15 protein-coding genes and 1 pseudogene are annotated in these 17,285 nt (G+C 67.5%); 10 read left to right on the top strand and 6 right to left on the bottom strand.

What is annotated here, in order from left to right; all coding sequences use genetic code 11:
* Positions 1–37: 37 nt before the first annotated feature.
* Both A5781_RS14010 and A5781_RS14005 read right to left on the bottom strand, forming a co-directional pair.
* Positions 38–403: pseudogene (locus A5781_RS14010) on the bottom strand (ABC transporter); the annotation flags it as partial.
* Positions 404–483: 80 nt separating this feature from the next.
* Complete coding sequence (locus A5781_RS14005) at positions 484–957, bottom strand: MarR family winged helix-turn-helix transcriptional regulator (RefSeq protein WP_067206825.1); 474 nt, start codon at positions 955–957, stop codon at positions 484–486.
* Between the two features lie 116 nt (positions 958–1,073).
* On the opposite strand from A5781_RS14005, the gene A5781_RS14000 reads away from it, so the two are divergent.
* From A5781_RS14000 to A5781_RS13985, 4 genes are read left to right on the top strand one after another with little or no spacing between them, the layout of a single operon-like run.
* Positions 1,074–3,122, top strand: coding sequence for an ABC transporter ATP-binding protein (locus A5781_RS14000; RefSeq protein WP_082939342.1), 2,049 nt, complete (start codon positions 1,074–1,076; stop codon positions 3,120–3,122).
* The gene (locus A5781_RS13995) at positions 3,119–3,970 is read left to right on the top strand and encodes a CbiQ family ECF transporter T component (protein WP_067206817.1); all 852 of its coding nucleotides are present in this window, start codon (positions 3,119–3,121) and stop codon (positions 3,968–3,970) included. Before A5781_RS14000 ends, A5781_RS13995 begins: the two co-directional genes overlap by 4 nt.
* A 21-nt stretch (positions 3,971–3,991) precedes the next feature.
* Positions 3,992–4,453 (top strand): SRPBCC family protein, encoded by a 462-nt coding sequence (locus A5781_RS13990; protein WP_067206813.1) that lies wholly within the window; start codon positions 3,992–3,994, stop codon positions 4,451–4,453.
* Complete coding sequence (locus tag A5781_RS13985) at positions 4,446–6,263, top strand: sulfatase-like hydrolase/transferase (RefSeq protein ID WP_067206845.1); 1,818 nt, start codon at positions 4,446–4,448, stop codon at positions 6,261–6,263. The genes A5781_RS13990 and A5781_RS13985 overlap by 8 nt, the downstream gene beginning before the upstream one ends.
* Positions 6,264–6,329: 66 nt before the next feature.
* Here the strand turns inward: A5781_RS13985 and A5781_RS13980 are convergent, their stop codons facing one another.
* On the bottom strand, positions 6,330–6,776 hold the full coding sequence (locus A5781_RS13980) for an Lrp/AsnC family transcriptional regulator (RefSeq protein ID WP_067206810.1): 447 nt from the start codon (positions 6,774–6,776) through the stop codon (positions 6,330–6,332).
* A gap of 111 nt (positions 6,777–6,887) precedes the next feature.
* Between A5781_RS13980 and ddaH the strand changes: the two genes are divergently transcribed.
* From ddaH to A5781_RS13960, 4 genes are read left to right on the top strand one after another with little or no spacing between them, the layout of a single operon-like run.
* A complete protein-coding gene (gene ddaH / locus A5781_RS13975) occupies positions 6,888–7,733 on the top strand; it encodes a dimethylargininase (RefSeq protein ID WP_067206806.1) in 846 nt (281 codons plus the stop codon).
* The gene (gene rocD, locus A5781_RS13970) at positions 7,730–8,965 is read left to right on the top strand and encodes an ornithine--oxo-acid transaminase (RefSeq protein ID WP_067206803.1); all 1,236 of its coding nucleotides are present in this window, start codon (positions 7,730–7,732) and stop codon (positions 8,963–8,965) included. The genes ddaH and rocD overlap by 4 nt, the downstream gene beginning before the upstream one ends.
* 26 nt (positions 8,966–8,991) lie before the next feature.
* The gene (locus tag A5781_RS13965) at positions 8,992–10,437 is read left to right on the top strand and encodes an amino acid permease (protein WP_156624636.1); all 1,446 of its coding nucleotides are present in this window, start codon (positions 8,992–8,994) and stop codon (positions 10,435–10,437) included.
* The gene (locus A5781_RS13960; RefSeq protein WP_067206797.1) at positions 10,434–11,312 is read left to right on the top strand and encodes a universal stress protein; all 879 of its coding nucleotides are present in this window, start codon (positions 10,434–10,436) and stop codon (positions 11,310–11,312) included. The genes A5781_RS13965 and A5781_RS13960 overlap by 4 nt, the downstream gene beginning before the upstream one ends.
* On the opposite strand, the gene A5781_RS13955 is transcribed toward A5781_RS13960, so the two are convergent.
* From A5781_RS13955 to A5781_RS13945, 3 genes are read right to left on the bottom strand one after another with little or no spacing between them, the layout of a single operon-like run.
* The gene (locus A5781_RS13955; protein ID WP_067206842.1) at positions 11,309–12,631 is read right to left on the bottom strand and encodes a sugar ABC transporter substrate-binding protein; all 1,323 of its coding nucleotides are present in this window, start codon (positions 12,629–12,631) and stop codon (positions 11,309–11,311) included. The genes A5781_RS13960 and A5781_RS13955 overlap by 4 nt on opposite strands.
* 14 nt (positions 12,632–12,645) lie before the next feature.
* Entirely contained in the window at positions 12,646–13,461 is an 816-nt protein-coding gene (locus tag A5781_RS13950) for a carbohydrate ABC transporter permease (protein WP_067206794.1), read from the bottom strand.
* Positions 13,448–14,317 (bottom strand): carbohydrate ABC transporter permease, encoded by an 870-nt coding sequence (locus tag A5781_RS13945; RefSeq protein ID WP_156624638.1) that lies wholly within the window; start codon positions 14,315–14,317, stop codon positions 13,448–13,450. Before A5781_RS13945 ends, A5781_RS13950 begins: the two co-directional genes overlap by 14 nt.
* A gap of 73 nt (positions 14,318–14,390) precedes the next feature.
* Between A5781_RS13945 and A5781_RS13940 the strand changes: the two genes are divergently transcribed.
* Together A5781_RS13940 and A5781_RS13935 are read left to right on the top strand one after the other, a co-directional pair.
* Positions 14,391–15,908, top strand: a complete 1,518-nt coding sequence (locus tag A5781_RS13940; protein WP_067206839.1) for a TldD/PmbA family protein — start codon at positions 14,391–14,393, stop codon at positions 15,906–15,908.
* On the top strand, positions 15,905–17,278 hold the full coding sequence (locus A5781_RS13935; RefSeq protein ID WP_067206786.1) for a TldD/PmbA family protein: 1,374 nt from the start codon (positions 15,905–15,907) through the stop codon (positions 17,276–17,278). Before A5781_RS13940 ends, A5781_RS13935 begins: the two co-directional genes overlap by 4 nt.
* Positions 17,279–17,285: the final 7 nt, after the last annotated feature.

Here is a 17,285-nt window from a genome sequence, read left to right as displayed (position 1 = left end):
TATGCGATCGTCGGCAGCGTCAGATGTGTATAAGACGCGGAGCTTGCCCGGGGGGACCGGAAGGGTGACCGGTGCGGAATACCAGCCGCGGCCCCCGCTGCGGATCGCCGACACTGATCGCCTGACCGTCGCGAATGTTCACCGTCGACGCCCGTGCACCGTCGACGAAGATGCCGTTGTGGCTCAGGTCGATGGCCACCCAGTGGGTGCCAGCGAAACGCAACACCACCTCAGGGCGCGGCGGTGGCGGCGGCGACGCCGGATTCAGGAACCGCTCGAGGGCGATGTCGCTGCCCGGGCCGTAGCCGACGATCACGTCTCGGCCCGGGGCGAAGTCGAACCTCATCGACCCGACCCAAACGGTCAACGGGGAGGCTCTGAACGCGGAAGCCTCGGGCCGCATGGCCGCCACCTTTCGTCACGCCGGTCAGCTCGACCTAGTGTCTACCCGCCGGCCGCCGTCCATCCACCGGGGTCCTGCGATCACAGCGTGTTACGCCGGCCGCCCACCGATGCATTGTCGAGAAGCCGGCGCAATACCTTGACCGCGTCCGTCAGCACTTGGCGGTCCACCGGCTCGAGCAACGCCAGTTGCGGTTCGATCGCGGCGGCACGGTCGGCGCGAACCGCGTTGAGCGTGCGCTTCCCCTGGGGGGTGATGCGGATCCGGACGGCGCGGGCGTCGCCCGGGTCCACGGTTCGGGTGACCAGCCCGGCATCCTCGAGCCGGCGCACCTGCGTGGTCATGGTCGGTTGCGAGCAGTGATCGACGGCGGCGAGGTCGCCGATTCGGGCCTCTCCGTGCGCTTCGATCGTGGCAAGCAGCCTGGCCTGGGCCGCAGGCAAGGGCATCTGGATCCGCTGGGTGGCCAGCCGGTTGAGCCGCGCCACCACGGCGAGCAAATCCGCGCCCAGCTGTTGGGCCTCGATGTTTGCGGTCTCGACAACTCTGTCCATGTATCCATAGTTCCATAGCTTTGCTAAGTGAGACGAGTGGCGCCCGACCGAACCGGGTTGGAAGTTACTCAGTGTGATGAAGCGACTTGGCGCCGCGCCCTGGCACAATCAGTGAAGTGAATGCCCGTCGCCCCGTCCGTTCGCGCCGTCGGGGTGGTCCTTTACAACCGGCCGAATTGGCACAGGCATCGGTCATGGGGGCGCTCTGCGCGGTGATCGCGATCATCGCCGGGGTGATTCCGTTCGCCCAGGGATTGGCGCTGCTGGGCACGGTGCCGATTGGGCTGCTGGCCTACCGTTACCGGCTGCGAGTGTTGCTCGCCGCGACGTTTGCTGCCGGAATGATCGCCTTCCTCATCTCGGGGCTGGGCGGTTTCCTGACCGTCGTCAACTGTGCATACATCGGCGGATTGACCGGGTTCGTGAAACGCAGGGGGAGGGGCACCCCAACGGTGCTCGTCTCGTCCTTCATCGTCGGGGTCGCCGTCGCCATCGCAACGGTCGGCATGTTGATGGTGCTGAATCGGCTGCGGCATCTGATTTTTCAGGTGATGACGGCCAACGTGGATGGTGTTGTCGCATTCCTCAGCCGGGTGAACCTGCAATGGCTCGGCGCCGACGTGAAGCGGTGCTTCGAATTCGGGCTGCATTACTGGCCGTGGCTGCTGCTCGGCTATGTCACCTACGGGGTGATGTTCTCGTCGTTGATCGGTTGGTGGGCGCTTTCGCGCCTGCTGGACCGGATGGGCAACGTTCCGGACGTGCATAAACTCGACGCTCCGGACGAGGCGCCCGGCGCCGCGATCGGGCCGGTGCCGGTGCGGTTGGACAAGGTGCGGTTCCGCTACCCGCACGCGAAGCAAGACGCGCTGCGCGAAATCAGCCTGGAACTCCAAGTCGGAGAACACGTTGCCGTCATCGGCGCGAACGGTTCCGGAAAGACGACGTTGACGCTGATTTTGGCGGGTCGACAACCGACGACGGGCACCGTGCAGCGCCCGGGCGCGGTGGGCTTGGGCATGTTGGGCGGCACGGCGCTTGTTCTGCAGCACCCGAAGAGCCAGGTCTTGGGAACCCGGGTCGCCGACGATGTGGTCTGGGGGCTGCCGCCGGGCACCGAGGTCGATGTCGACCATTTGCTCCGCGAAGTAGGCCTCGAGGGTTTTGCCGAGCGTGATACCGGCAGCCTGTCCGGCGGGGAACTGCAGCGCCTGGCTCTGGCCGCGGCGCTCGCTCGGGAACCGGCGCTCTTGATCGCTGACGAGTTCACCAGCATGGTCGATCAACAGGGCCGTAGCGTCCTGTTGAATGTGCTCTCAGGGCTGCCCCAACGGCATCGGACCGCGCTGGTGCACATCACGCATTTCGACAACGAGGCCGCGTCGGCGGACCGGATCATCAACCTCAGCGATTCCCCGGATAACGCCGGCATAGTCGAGACGGCCCCGCCCCCGTCGCCGGCCATCGCAGTCAAGCGGGCCTTCAGCAAGCCGGTACTCGAAATCGTCGACGTCCGACACGAATACAACAGCGGCACACCCTGGCAGAAGACCGCGCTGCGCGGTATCAGCTTCGTAGTGGAACAGGGCGACGGGATTTTGATCCACGGCGGCAACGGGTCGGGCAAGTCGACGCTGGCGTGGATCATGGCCGGGCTGACCGTTCCCACCGGCGGTGCCTGCTTGCTTGACGGCGAGCCCATCCGTGAGCACGTCGGCGCGGTGGGGTTGTCGTTTCAGACGGCGAGGCTGCAATTGATGCGCAGCCACGTCGGCCTGGAAATCGCTTCCGTGGCAGGGTTTTCGGAGCGTGACGTGAACCGCGTGGCCGCTGCTCTGGGCGCGGTCGGACTGGAACCCGCGATGGGCAATCGCCGCATCGACCAGCTCAGCGGTGGCGAGATGCGACGGGTGGTGCTGGCCGGACTGCTGGCGTGTTCGCCACGGGTGTTGATCCTCGACGAGCCGTTGGCCGGGTTGGACATCGGCAGCCAGCGGGGCCTGCTGCGCCTGCTGGCCGATCTGCGCCGTCACCGGGGCCTGACCGTAGTGGTTATCTCGCATGACTTCGTCGGTTTGGAAGAGGTGTGCCCGCGGGTCTTGCATCTGCAGAATGGCGCGCTGCAGTCTTTGTCGGCCACCGCCGCGGCCGGGGGTGTGGCGTGACCGCAACCTCATCCTCCGCATCAGGTAGAAAACGGCGCAGTTCTCGTCCGGTGGTGCTGCTGGTTCCGGTTCCCGGAAGGTCGGCCATTCACAACTTGTGGGCCGGCACCAAACTGCTGGTGGTATTCGGTGTTTCGGTGTTGCTGACCCTATATCCAGGTTGGGTGACCATCGGGGCGGTAGCCGTGCTCGTGGTGGCGGCGGTCTGGATCGCACATATCCCGCGGGGTGCGGTTCCTTCGATTCCGCGGTGGCTGTGGGTCCTCCTGGCATTGGGTTTTGTGACCGCGGCGTTGGCCGGCGGTAGTCCGATGATCTCGATTCACGGCGTCAACATCTGGGTCGGCGGAGCGTTGAACTTCCTGCGGATCACCGCGCTGTCGGTCGTTCTGCTCGGGCTGGGGGCCATGGTGTCCTGGACCACCAATGTCGCCGAAATCGCGCCGGCGCTGGCCATTTTGGGCCGCCCGTTCAAATGGCTGCGGATTCCGGTCGACGAGTGGGCGGTGGCCTTGGCCCTGGCGCTACGCGCCTTCCCGTTGTTGATCGAGGAATTTCAGGTGCTCTACGCCGCTCGTCGATTGCGGCCCAACCACATGCCGCAGGGTCGCAAGGCTCGGGTTCGGCAGACGACGGGCAACTCGATCGACTTGGTTGCCGCCGCCGTCGTGGTGACCCTGCGGCGTGCCGATGAGATGGGCGACGCGATCACCGCTCGCGGCGGCATCGGTCAACTCTCCGCCGATCCGGCGCGGCCGAGATTCGGTGATTGGGCGACGCTCGGGGTCACCCTGGCGATCGGCGGTGCCGCGGTGGCGATCGAGACGATATTCCACCTGACTCGCTGATCATTCGCGTAGCGTGAGCGCGTGGCCGACATCCACCGGACTCGCACGATCGCGGCTCGCATCGGTGACATATGGGAGACGCTCGCGGACTTCGGGGCGATCAGTTCGTGGGCCGGCAATGTCGACCACTCGTGCATCTTGATTTCCGCACCGGACGGAGGTCCCGTCGGGACCGCCCGGCGGGTGCAGGTCAACCGCGACGCCCTCGTCGAGCGCATCACCGAGTTCGACCCGCCGCGCGCCCTCGGCTACGACATCGAAGGCCTGCCCAGGCGCCTGCGCAGGGTGTCCAACCGCTGGACGCTGGCCCCCGGCGCCGGCGATTCGGCCGCCGCGACGGCGGTGACCCTCACCAGCACCGTCGAAATCGGGCCCCACCCAATGCAAAAGCTGGCCGAACGGGTCCTGTGCCGCGTCCTCGCGCGACAGTCCGAATCAACGCTCGCCGGGCTTGCGAACCGATTGGAGCATGCTGGTGTCTGATCGCCCCGATGTCATCGTCGTGATGACGGACGAGGAGCGCGCGGTGCCGCCGTACGAGGCTCCCGACGTGCTCGCCTGGCGCGACCGGGCGCTGACCGGTCGTAAGTGGTTTGACGACCACGGCGTCAGCTTCACTCGGCACTACACCGGCTCGCTGGCCTGCGTGCCAAGCCGCCCAACGATTTTCACCGGGCACTATCCCGACTTGCACGGCGTCACCCAGACCGACGGCATCGGAAAGACCGCAGGCGATTCGCGCATGCGCTGGCTGCGCCAGGCCGAAGTGCCCACGCTGGGCAATTGGCTGCGGGCGGCCGGCTACGACACCCACTACGACGGCAAGTGGCACATCTCGCACGCCGACCTCACCGACCCGAGGACCGGTGGGCCGCTGGCGACCAACGATGAGAACGGTGTCGTCGACGCCGCCGCGGTGCGGCGCTACCTGGAGGCGGATCCGTTGGGGCCGTTCGGATTCTCGGGTTGGGTCGGCCCGGAGCCGCATGGGGCGGCGCTGGCCGACGCCGGTATCCGCCGCGACCCGCTGCTGGCCGACCGGGTGGTCGCGTGGCTCGCCGACCGCTACGCCCGTCGCCGCGACGGCGACCCCGCCGCGCTGCGCCCGTTCCTCCTGGTCGCCAGCTTCGTCAATCCCCACGACATCGTGCTGTTCCCGACCTGGTCGCGGCGGAGCCCGGTCAAGCCGTCGCCACTCGACCCGCCCGCGGTGCCCGCCGCGCCCACCGCGGCCGAAGACCTGTCCACGAAACCGGCGGCACAGATCGCCTTTCGCGAGGCCTACTACTCCGGCTACGGCCCCGCGCCCGCCATCGAGCGGACCTACGGACGCAACGCGCAGCGCTACCGCGACCTGTATTACCGGCTGCACGCCGAGGTGGACGGACCGATCGACCGCGTCAGGCGGGCCGTCACCGAAGGCGGCTCGCGCAACGCTGTTTTGGTGCGCACGGCCGATCACGGCGACCTGCTGGGCGCCCACGGCGGTCTGCACCAGAAGTGGTTCAACCTCTACGACGAGGCCACCCGCGTCCCCTTCGTCATCGCGCGCATCGGTGAGCGCTCGACGCGGCCACGGGTGGTCACCGCACCCACCTCACACGTCGACCTGGTCCCCACGCTGCTGGCGGCGGCGGGCGTCGATGTCGCGGTGGCGACCGCCGCGCTGGCCCCGTCGTTCTCGGAAGTGCATCAGCTGCCCGGGCGGAACCTCATGCCCATCGTGGACGGTGCCGCGGCCGACGAGACCCGCGCCGTCTACCTGATGACCCGCGACAACATGCTCGAAGGGGACAGCGGCGCTTCGGGATTGGCTCGCCACCTGAAGCGGGCCGTCGATCCGCCTGCGCCGCTGCGCATCCGGATCCCCGCCCACACCGCCTCCAACTTCGAGGGGCTGGTGGTCCGCGTCGACGAGGCGACGGCTACCGGTGGCGCAGGCCATCTCTGGAAGCTGGTGCGCACTTTCGACGACCCGAGCACATGGACGGAGCCAGGAGTGCGGCACTTGGCGGCCAATGGGCTCGGGGGAGAGGCCTACCGGACTTCCCCGCTCGACGATCAGTGGGAGCTATACGACCTCACCGCGGACCCGATCGAAGCGATCAACCGTTGGACCGACCCGGATCTGCACAGCGTGCGTCAGCATCTGCGGACCGAGCTCAAGCAGGCCAGGGCCAGTTCCGTCCCGGAGCGAAACCGTCCGTGGCCCTATGCGTCTCGCCGACCGCCGACGCCGCGACCGTCGAGGCTGAAGCGCCTCGTTCGAAAGGCGCTGACGCCGCGAGCGTAACGGGACTGCGAATGATCGACTGGAATTTCGCCGTGTAGTTACGCGCGCGCTGCGCGCGACCGCGTCTCAAGTTCGCATCCGGTCGATGAGGTTCGACAGCACGACGATGCTTTCGCTGCGTTCGATGTCCGCGCTCGAGCGGATGCGTTCGAGGGCCGCCTCCAGATGACGCATGTCGCGGGCCAGCACGTGCAGGATCGCATCCGACGTGCCGGTGACTGTTGCCGCGCTGACCACCTCGGGCATGTCCACCCACGCCGCCCGGAGCCGATCGGGCTCGATCGTGCCGTGGCAGAACACCTGCACGTAGGCCTCTGTCTTCCAGCCGAGCGAGCTAGGGTCGACGACCGTTGTGAAGCCCCTGATCACCCCATCGTCGAGCATCCGGTCGACGCGGCGCTTGACCGCCGGCGCCGAGAGGTTCACCGTCTGGCCGATTTCCGCGAAGGTGGCCCGTGCATTTCTGGTCAACTCGGCGAGGATGCGCTCGTCCGTCTCATCCAGGCGGTCCATCCGTGACTCCTTAATAAATCGCCGTGACACGCGTCATCGCGCAATAAATCGACTATAGACGCGCAAGAAACGTCGTTTGCTTGTTTACGGCGGGGGAAATACCGTTGATCTATGACGGATTCGTACGTGTCGGCACCCGCGACTGCCAAGCTCGTGCGAACGCCGCGGGCCCGCCGGTACGCGATGACGCCGCCGGAGTTTTTCGCGGTGGAGTACGCGATCAACCCCTGGATGGACATCGCCACGCCCGTCGACGTCGGCGTCGCGGTGGCCCAATGGGATGCCCTGCGCAGAACCTACCTGCGGTTGGGGCACCGGGTGGAGGTGGTCGAGCCCGTGCCCGGGCTTCCGGACATGGTGTACGCCGCCAACGGCGGATTCGTCGCGCGCGACGTCGCGATCGTCGCGAGGTTTCGATTCGCCGAGCGGGCGGGCGAATCACGTGCCTACGCCGAATGGATGTCCTCACTCGGGTACCGGCCGGTGTCCACCCGGCATATCAACGAGGGGCAGGGCGACTTGCTGATGATCGGGGAAACGGTGTTGGCGGGCTACGGCTTTCGCACCGACCGGCGTGCACACCCGGAAATCTCCGCGGCGCTGCGGGTGCCGGTCGTCTCGCTCGAGTTGGTGGATCCGCGCTTCTATCACCTCGACACCGCGCTCGCGGTTCTCGACGACCGCACCGTCGCGTTCTACCCGCCGGCGTTCAGCGCGGCCGCGCAGGGCCAACTGCAGGCCCTGTTTCCCGACGCGATCGTGGTCGGAAGCGCCGACGCGTTCGTGCTCGGCCTCAACGTCGTCTCCGACGGCCTGCACGTCGTCCTCCCGGCCGCGGCAACGGGTTTCGCCGCACAGCTGCTTGAGGCCGGTTTCGAGCCGGTCGGCGTCGACCTGTCCGAGCTCCTCAAGGGCGGTGGTTCGGTCAAGTGCTGCACATTGGAGGTGTTTCCGTGACGATCCTCGACGCACGGACTTCGACCCAAACCGAGACGGCGATCGGCCTGGTCGAACGCTATGCGGCGCACAACTATTCGCCGTTACCCGTGGTGGCGGCCAGCGCCGAGGGTGCGTGGATCACCGACGTGGAGGGCCGGCGCTATCTGGATTGCCTGGCCGCCTATTCGGCGGTCAACTTCGGCCATCGCAACCCCGAGATCACCGCGGCGGCCCACGCCCAGCTCGACACCGTCACGTTGGTGAGCCGCGCGTTCCATTCCGACACCCTCGGCCCGTTCTGCGCCGCCCTTGCCCGGCTGTGCGGTAAAGACCTGGTGTTGCCGATGAACTCGGGCGCCGAAGCCGTGGAGAGCGGTCTCAAGGTCGCCCGCAAGTGGGGTGCCGAGGTCAAGGGCGTTGCCGACGGGCGGGCCAACATCATCGTGGCGGACAACAACTTCCACGGCCGCACGATCAGCATCGTCAGCTTCTCCTCGGATCCCGCGGCGCGGGACGGATTCGGACCGTTCACCCCGGGATTCCGCTCCGTGCCCTTCGGGGACGCCGCCGCGCTGGCCCGCGCGATCGACGACGACACCGTCGCGGTCCTGCTCGAGCCGATCCAGGGCGAGGCGGGCATCGTCGTTCCGCCCGACGACTACCTGCCGACCGTGCGTGCCCTGTGCAGCGAGCACGACGTGCTGATGATCGCCGACGAGATTCAGTCCGGCCTCGCGCGCACGGGGCACACCTTCGCCTGCGATCACTGGGGCGTGGTGCCGGATGTCTACCTGCTCGGCAAGGCGCTGGGCGGCGGCGTAGTTCCCTTGTCGGCGGTGGTCGCCGACAAGGAGGTCCTGGGGGTGCTGCATCCGGGCGAACACGGCTCCACCTTCGGCGGTAACCCGTTGGCGGCCGCCATCGGCACCACCGTGGTTTCCATGCTGGGCCGCGGAGAGTTTCAAGCCCGCTCGGCGCAGTTAGGCGCGCACCTGCACGCGCGCCTGCGCGAACTGATGGGCCACGGCGTGCTGGCGGTGCGCGGCCTGGGACTGTGGGCCGGCGTCGACGTCGACCCCGCGCTCGGGAGCGGCAAGCAGCTGAGTCTTCGGCTGGCCGATCGTGGTGTGTTGGTTAAAGACACTCACGGGTCGACCTTGCGGTTCGCGCCACCGCTGGTGATCGGCGAGCAGGAAATCGACTGGGCGATTGAGCAGTTCGCTATGGCGTTGCGGGAGGCTGGCCCATAATCAGCTGATCGAGCAAGGAGGGGCCATTGCCACCCACGTCGATCAGCCTGACAGAGCAGATGCTGCGGCGCCGCCCGGTCGTCGGCACGCCCGTCGCCCATGGGGCCGCGGACCACCTCAAGCGGACCATCGGCACCTTTCAGCTGACCATGTTCGGGGTCGGATCGACGGTCGGGACGGGCATCTTCTTCGTCATGTCTCAAGCCGTGCCAGAAGCCGGCCCCGGAGTGATTCTGTCGTTCCTCATCGCCGGACTCGCGGCCGGACTCGCGGCCATCTGCTACGCCGAATTGGCTTCCGCGGTGCCCGTTTCCGGGTCTTCCTATTCCTATGCGTACACAACTCTGGGCGAGGTCGTCGCGATGGGGGTGGCGGCCTGCCTGCTGCTCGAATACGGGGTGTCGACCGCCGCGGTCGCGGTGAACTGGAGCGGCTATCTCAACAAGCTGCTCAGCAATGTCTTCGGTTTCCAGTTGCCGCATGTCTTATCGGCCGCGCCGTGGGATGCGCGGCCCGGCTGGTTGAATCTCCCGGCGATCATCTTGATCGGGATGTGCGCACTGCTGCTCATCCGCGGCGCCAGCGAGTCAGCCAGGGTCAACACGATCATGGTGCTGATCAAGCTGGGGGTTCTGGTCATCTTCGCGATCGTCGCGTTCACCGCCTTCGACGCAAGCCATCTCCGCGGCTTCGCACCATTCGGCGCTGCCGGCATCGGCTCCGCCGCCGGCACCATCTTCTTCTCCTATATCGGCCTTGACGCCGTGTCGACCGCCGGAGACGAGGTGAAGAACCCGCAGAAAACCATGCCGCGCGCGCTGATTGCGGCGCTGGTGACGGTCACCAGCGTCTACGTGTTCGTTGCCCTCGCCGCACTGGGCACTCAGCCATGGCAGGACTTCGCCGGGCAGCAGGAGGCCGGCCTGGCCACCATCCTCGACAACGTCACCCGTGGCAGCTGGGCCAGTACGATTCTGGCCGCGGGCGCTGTCATCTCGATCTTCTCCGTCACCCTGGTCAGCATGTATGGGCAGACCCGCATCCTGTTCGCGATGGGACGCGACGGGCTGCTGCCAGCGCGCTTCGCGCGCGTGAACACGAACACCATGACGCCGGTGGGCAACACCGTGATCGTGGCCGTCGCAGCCTCTGCGCTGGCCGCCTTCATACCGCTGGAAAAGTTGGCGGACATGGTGTCCATCGGGACGCTCACCGCGTTCGTCGTCGTATCCGCCGGAGTGATCATCTTGCGGGTGCGCGAGCCCGACTTGCCGCGGGGCTTCAAGGTTCCCGGTTATCCCGTCACGCCCGTCCTTTCGGTGCTGGCCTGCGGGTACATCCTCGCCAGTTTGCACTGGTACACCTGGATCGCGTTCAGCGGCTGGGTCGCGCTCGCGTTAGCCTTCTACTTCGTGTGGGGCCGCCATCACAGCGCGCTCAACAGCGAAGCGCTCGAGCGGGACGCGCTGTGACCGTCGTCGTCGGCTACCGTGCCGGCAAGGTGGGGCTCTCGGGTTTGCACCTGGGCGTGCGCATCGCGCGGACCCGCGGCACCTCGCTCACCGTGGTGACGGTTGTGCCCAAACCGTGGCTGACGCCGTCGCTCGCCCGCGTCGACGCCGAATACGAGCTGTGGGCCGACGCCATGGCCGACGAGTCGGCGAAGGAGGCCGGCCGCGTCCTGGACACGGTGGCCGACGGCATCGAGGTGACTTACCTGCACCGCGCGCACGGCTCGGTGTCGGGGGGACTCCTCGAGGTCATCCACGAGATTGACGCCGACGTGCTGGTGCTGGGCTCGTTGCCCAGCGGCGGCCACGGCCAAGTGCTGATCGGCTCCACCGCCGACTGGCTGCTGCACGCGTCGCCCGTTCCGGTGGCCATCAGCCCCCGCAATTACCGTGCGCACCAAGGCAAGTTGACCCGCCTCACCTGTGCCTACTCGGCCACCCCCGATGCGATCGACGTGGTGAGGCGCTGCTTCGAGTTCGGTCAGCGATTCGGTGTGCCGGTGCGGGTGATCACGCTTGCGGTCCGTGGCAAGACGATGTATCCGCCCGAGGTCGGGCTCGAGGTCGAGGATGAGGTATTGCAGGCCTGGGCGTCGCAAGCGCGCGGCATCCTCGAGGAGCTGAAGACGGACGGGATCGTCAGCGAAGACGTTGCGCTGCAGGTGGTTACCGGCCGCAGTTGGAAAGACGCGCTGGCGCAGGCGGATTGGCAGGAGGGCGAGATCCTGGCATTGGGCACCCGGCCGCGCGGCGACATCCGGAGGGTCTTCCTCGGTTCCCGCAGCGCCAAGATCATCCGGGAAAGCCCCGTGCCGGTGCTGGTGCTGCCGGGCTAACGCTGCGCCGCGGCGTTAGCGGCCGCTTGCGCCCGCTTCAGGGTTGCCGCGACATCGCCACGGCCCAAGAACATCTCGTCGAAATAGGGCCGAAGGGCGTCGTTGCCGGCGGCGAAGCCGGCGCCGCCGGGAGCCGCGATGCGCGGGCCGTTGAGCACGGCGAAGAAGGGTGTGACGTCGACGCCCCTCGCGGACCAGTAATGAAAGTAAACCGGCTGAGCCGACAGCACCGCCGGGATGGCCGCACCCTCGCGCCCCAGGAACTCGTTGCCCTCCTTGCTGCCCATCCAGGCCAGGACCTGACGCACCGCGTCGGGATGTTTCGTCGCGGCATTGCCGGCCGCCGCAATGCCGTTCGTGACGCTCACCCGGCCGGCCGGGCCCACCGGCATCATCGCCACCCCCCAGCGGAAGCGGGCATCGCGAGCCACCGGCGCCAGGTTGTAGGTGCCGGACTGCAACAGCGCCATCCTGCCGGCCAGGAACTGGTTGCGGGAGAAGTCGCCGTTGTCGTTGGTGTCGGACGCGGGCGGCGCGACGTGGTCGTCGTTGATCAGGCCGACCAGATAGCGGAAGGCTTGCACGGCACCGGGATTGTCGAACGCGAACGTGTCGCCGCGCTGAAAAACACCACCGGCCGAGCCGATGTAGTTGAGGTAGATACCCTGCGGGTCGTTGGCGGCGTTGTAGCCCCACTGCCGGACCCGTCCGGCGTCGAAATCCGCCGTGTTTCCGGGGCGTCCGTCGGCGTCCAGGGTGAGCCGGGCGAGCATGGGCCGCAGCGTGTCCCCGTCAGCTGCGCTCCACCGCAACCCGTTCAGCTGGGCGGGGTCGACGCCGGCCGCGGCGAGCAGGTCCGCGTTGTAATACAGCGCGATCCCGGCATCGGTCAGCTGCGGCACCCCCCACAGCGAGCCCCCGCGGGTGAACTGGTCGACGACCGCCGAATCCCACGCCGGGGCGGCCCTGTCGATCTTCATCAGTCGGCCACTGTCGGCGTAGGCGGCCAGATAGGCGTTGGAGAGCCAGAAGATATCGTCGGCACTGCCACCGGCGATATCGGTGCGCAGCGTGTCGAAGTACGTCGAATACGCGACCACGCTGGTGTGCACCGCGATATCGGGATGCGCGCGATTGAACGCCTCGAAAGACTGCCGATAGGCCGCGGCGATCTGTTCGGCCCAGACCCGCACCGTCACGACGACTTTGCCGCCGGGTGGCTGGCCGGAGTAGTCCAGCAGCACCGCGGTCGCACCCAACAACACCGCGACCAGCGCGAGCGCCGCGGCCATCACCGTCGAAAAGCGGGGCCGGCTCATGCTGCGCGAACGGGTCACTTGAGCCCCGAGACAACGATCGATGCGACGATGTGGCGCTGGAAGACGACGAAAAGCGCGATCAGCGGGACGATCGCGACCGTCGTCGCCGCCATGACCAGCGTCCACTGGGAGTTGAACCGCGACTGCAGATCGGCCGTCGCTACCGTGAGCACCCGCCACTTGTGCCCGCTGGTGATTACCAACGGCCACATGAAGTTATTCCACTGCGAGACCACCGTGATCAGCGTCAAGGCGGCCAACACCGGCCGGCTGGACGGAATCACCACATGTACGATCACGTCCAAGGTGTTGGCCCCGTCCAGGTGGGCGGCATTGACCAAGTCGTTCGGGATGATCCGAAAGTGCTCCCGCAGCAGGAAGATCGCGTACGGCGAGCCGAACATGAAGGGCAGCACCAGCGCCCAGAACGTGTTGCGCAGGCCGAGCTGGGCCATCATCAGATACAACGGCACCACGGTGACCGTTCCCGGCACCATCAACGTCGCGATGTAGACCCAGAACAAAGCGTCGCGCCCCGGAAAATGCAAGCGGGCGAACGCGTATGCGGCCAGCACCGAAAAGGTCAGCTGGCCCACCAGGATCACGGCGGTCATCAATGCGGTCACCGCCGCCGCGCGGCCGAATCCGGCGCCACCGAGGTCGGCGTAGTTGGACAGGGTGAATGGCCGTGGCAGCTGCAGCGGCGTACCTGTGGCGAACTGGTGTGCCGAGGTGAACGAGGTCAACAAACCAAGCAGGAAGGGGACCAACGTGATCAGCGCACCGAGGATGAGTCCGCCGTAGATGGCGAGCCGGCTAAGTGAGGTCATAGCTGATCCGCCGCCGGAAGTAGAGATGCTGCACCATCGTGGCGCCGATCAGGATGACGAACAGCACCACCGCCATCACCGACGCGCGCCCGATGGCCGCCGCGCCGAAAGCCTCGGCGTAGATGCGGTGGGCCACCAGATCGGTGCTGCCCGCCGGTCCGCCGCCCGTCAACGCGTAGACCATGTCGAAAACCTGTGCGGTGCTGACGATTCCGGTCACCAGCACGAAAAATGTGGTCGGCCGCAGCATGGGCAGGGTGATGCGCCAGAACCGTTGCCAAGCGGTGGCGCCGTCGGTGCGCGCGGCGGCGTGAATGTCGTCGGGGATCGCCAGCAGGCCCGCCAGGAACGACAGGGAGACGTAGCCGACGTTGGTCCACACGACGACGGCCGACACGAGCGGCAGCGCGAAGCTGGGATCCGAAAGCCATTCGATGCTGTGTCCCAGCAGGGTGCTCACGGCCCCGTCGGTCGGGGCCAAAATCCAGCGCCACAGCACGGCGATCGCCAGCGGCGCGCAGATCCACGGCAGCACGTAGAGGGTGCGGAACAGGCCGGTGCCGGGAAGCTGCCGGGCCAGCATGGACGCGGCCAACAGACCCAGCACCGTCTGCCCCGGCACCACGATCGCCACGAAGAGAGCCGTGACGATCAGCGAGTTGGCGAAGTTGCGATCCGTCAGCACCGACCGCCAGTTGGCCCCGCCCACATAGTGCAGCGGACCCAGCAGGTCCCAGCGGTAGAGGCTCAGCCAAATCACCACGAGGATGGGCAGCAGCAAGAAGGCCACGACGCCGAACAAGCTGGGCGCCAGCAGGGCATAGCCCAGCACGGTGGAGCGAGGCTGTGTCCTCAGGGCGCCGCTGGCCATGGGGTAATTAAAGCGGGCGGGGCCGGGGTTTGGGGTGAACGGCCGTTACGGTGGATCCGTGACACCGAACCGGGGGATCGATGCCGACTTCCTGAGCCTGCCGCGCCACCAGTTGGCCGAGGCCGCGCTTTCGTCGGCCACCGCGGCCGGCGCCAGCTACGCCGACCTGCGGGTTCACCGCATCGTGACCGAGATCATCCAGCTGCGCGACGGCGAGCTGGAGACGGCGGTCGTCAACCGCGAGGTCGGTCTGGCGGTGCGGGTGATCGTCGATGGCACGTGGGGATTCGCCTCGCACGCCGAGCTCGCGCCCTCGGTCGCGGCCGAGACGGCGCGTCGCGCCGTGCAGGTCGCCACCACCCTGGCGACGCTGAACAGCGAGCGCGTCGAGCTGGCGCCCGAGCCGATATACGCCGACGCGACCTGGGTTTCCGATTATCGGATCGACCCGTTCAGCGTCCCGGCGAGCGACAAGATCGGCGTGCTGGAGGAATACTCCGGCCGGCTGCTCAGTGCCGACGGCGTCGACCACGTGTCGGCCGTGCTTACCGCCGTCAAGGAGCAGACGTTCTACGCCGATACCTTCGGATCGTCGATCACCCAGCAGCGGGTGCGGGTGCAGCCGTCGCTGGAGGCGGTGACCGTGGACGCCGAGGCGGGCAGCTTCGACTCGATGCGCACGCTGGCCCCGCCGACTGGGCGCGGCTGGGAAGTGCTCGCCGGCGACGAGGTGTGGAACTGGACCGACGAGCTGGCGCAGTTGCCGTCGCTGCTCGTCGAAAAGGTCAAGGCGCCCAGCGTGACGGCCGGGCGCAAGGATTTGGTGATCGATCCCACCAACCTGTGGCTGACCATTCACGAATCGATCGGGCACGCAACCGAATACGACCGCGCCATCGGCTACGAGGCCGCCTACGCGGGAACGTCTTTCGCCACGCCGGACAAGCTCGGCACCATGCGGTACGGCTCCCCGGTGATGAACGTGACCGCCGACCGCACCGTCCAGCACGGGTTGGCCACCATCGGTTACGACGACGAGGGTGTGGCGGCGCAAAGCTGGGATCTGGTGCGCGACGGGGTGTTCGTCGGCTATCAGCTCGACCGGGTGTTCGCCCCGCGTCTGGGGCAGCCGCGGTCCAACGGGTGCTCGTATGCCGACTCGCCGCATCATGTGCCGATTCAGCGGATGGCCAACGTGTCGCTGCAGCCGGCGCGCGAGGACGTCAGCACCGCCGACCTGATCGCCCGCGTCGAGGACGGCATCTACATCATCGGCGACAAGTCGTGGTCAATCGACATGCAGCGCTACAACTTTCAGTTCACCGGCCAGCGGTTCTTCCACATCCGCGACGGTCGGCTGGACGGTCAATTGCGAGACGTCGCCTACCAGGCCACCACGACCGATTTCTGGAATTCCATGGAAGCCGTGGGCGGTCCGTCGACCTGGCGGTTGGGCGGCGCGTTCAACTGCGGCAAGGCGCAGCCCGGCCAGGTCGCCCCGGTCAGCCACGGCTGCCCGTCGGCCTTGTTCCGCGGCGTCAACGTGCTCAACACTCGGACCGAGGGCGGCCGATGATCACCCCGCAGCATGTCGTCAACCTCGTTTTGGAGGAGGCCGCCAAGCTCGGCGGCGCCAGCGAGACCATGGTGCTCGTCACCGACAAGGTCGAGGCGACGTTGCGCTGGGCGGGCAATTCGATGACCACCAACGGTGTTTCGGTCAACCGCAGCATCACGGTGATCTCCGTCGTCCGCGCAGGGTCCAGCGCGCGGATCGGCACGATGGTCTCCGCCGAGGTGGATCCGCGGGTGATCCCCGAGTTGGTGGCGGCGTCCCAGGAGGCGGCCCGCTCGGCGCCCGAGGCCGGTGACGCCGCGCCGCTGTTGACCGATACCGGGGTGCCGGTCGATTGGGACGCGCCGGTGCCCGGTACCGGGCCGTTGGTGTTCGCCGATGTCGCCGACTCCTTGAGTCGCGGGTTCCGCGGCACCGACCGGCTGTATGGCTTTGCGCACCACAGCGTTTCGACGACGTTCCTGGCATCGTCGACCGGAGTGCGCCGGCGCTACACCCAGCCCGCCGGCGCGGTGGAGATCAACGGCAAGCGCGGCGACGCTAGCGCATGGGCCGGTATCGGCACGCCCGACTTCGTCGACGTGCCAATGGATTCGATGCTCGAGGAGCTGTCGATGCGGCTCGGCTGGGCCGAGCGCCGCGTGGAACTGCCCGCGGGGCGCTACGAGACGATCATGCCGCCGTCCACGGTGGCCGACATGATGCTTTACCTGGCCTGGTCGATGGCCGGCCGGGGCGCCCGGGAGGGCCGCACCGCGTTCTCGGCGCCCGGCGGCGGGACGCGGGTGGGGGAGCGGCTCACCGAATTGCCGCTGACGCTGTTCTCCGATCCGATGGCGCCGGGCCTGGCGTGCACGCCGTTCGTCGCGGTGAGCAGCTCGTCGGAGACGGCGTCGGTGTTCGACAACGGCATGGAGATCGGCCAAGTGGACTGGATCCGCAACGGGGTGATCAACGCGCTGGCGTACCCGCGCGCGACGGCGGCCAAATTCGATGCCCCCGTCGCGGTGGCCGCCGACAACCTGGTGATGACGGGCGGGTCGGCCGAGCTTGCCGACATGATCGCGGCGACCGAGCGCGGCCTGCTTCTGACCACGCTGTGGTACATCCGCGAGGTCGACCCCACCACGCTGCTGCTCACCGGGCTGACCCGCGACGGCGTCTACCTCATCGAAGATGGCGAGGTGACCGCCGCGGTCAACAACTTCCGGTTCAACGAGAGTCCGCTGGACCTGCTGCGGCGGGTCACCGAGGCCGGGGCGAGCGAGAAAACCCTGCCCCGGGAGTGGGCGGACTGGGCCACCCGCGCGGCCATGCCGTCGCTGCGGATACCGGACTTCTATATGTCTTCGGTGAGCCAGGCACAATAGGCGATTG

The sequence above is a fragment of the Mycobacterium sp. 852002-30065_SCH5024008 genome, assembly GCF_001665645.1.
In the GTDB taxonomy this organism is placed as follows: domain Bacteria; phylum Actinomycetota; class Actinomycetes; order Mycobacteriales; family Mycobacteriaceae; genus Mycobacterium; species Mycobacterium paraffinicum.
This window is presented reverse-complemented; position numbering and strand designations above follow the sequence as displayed.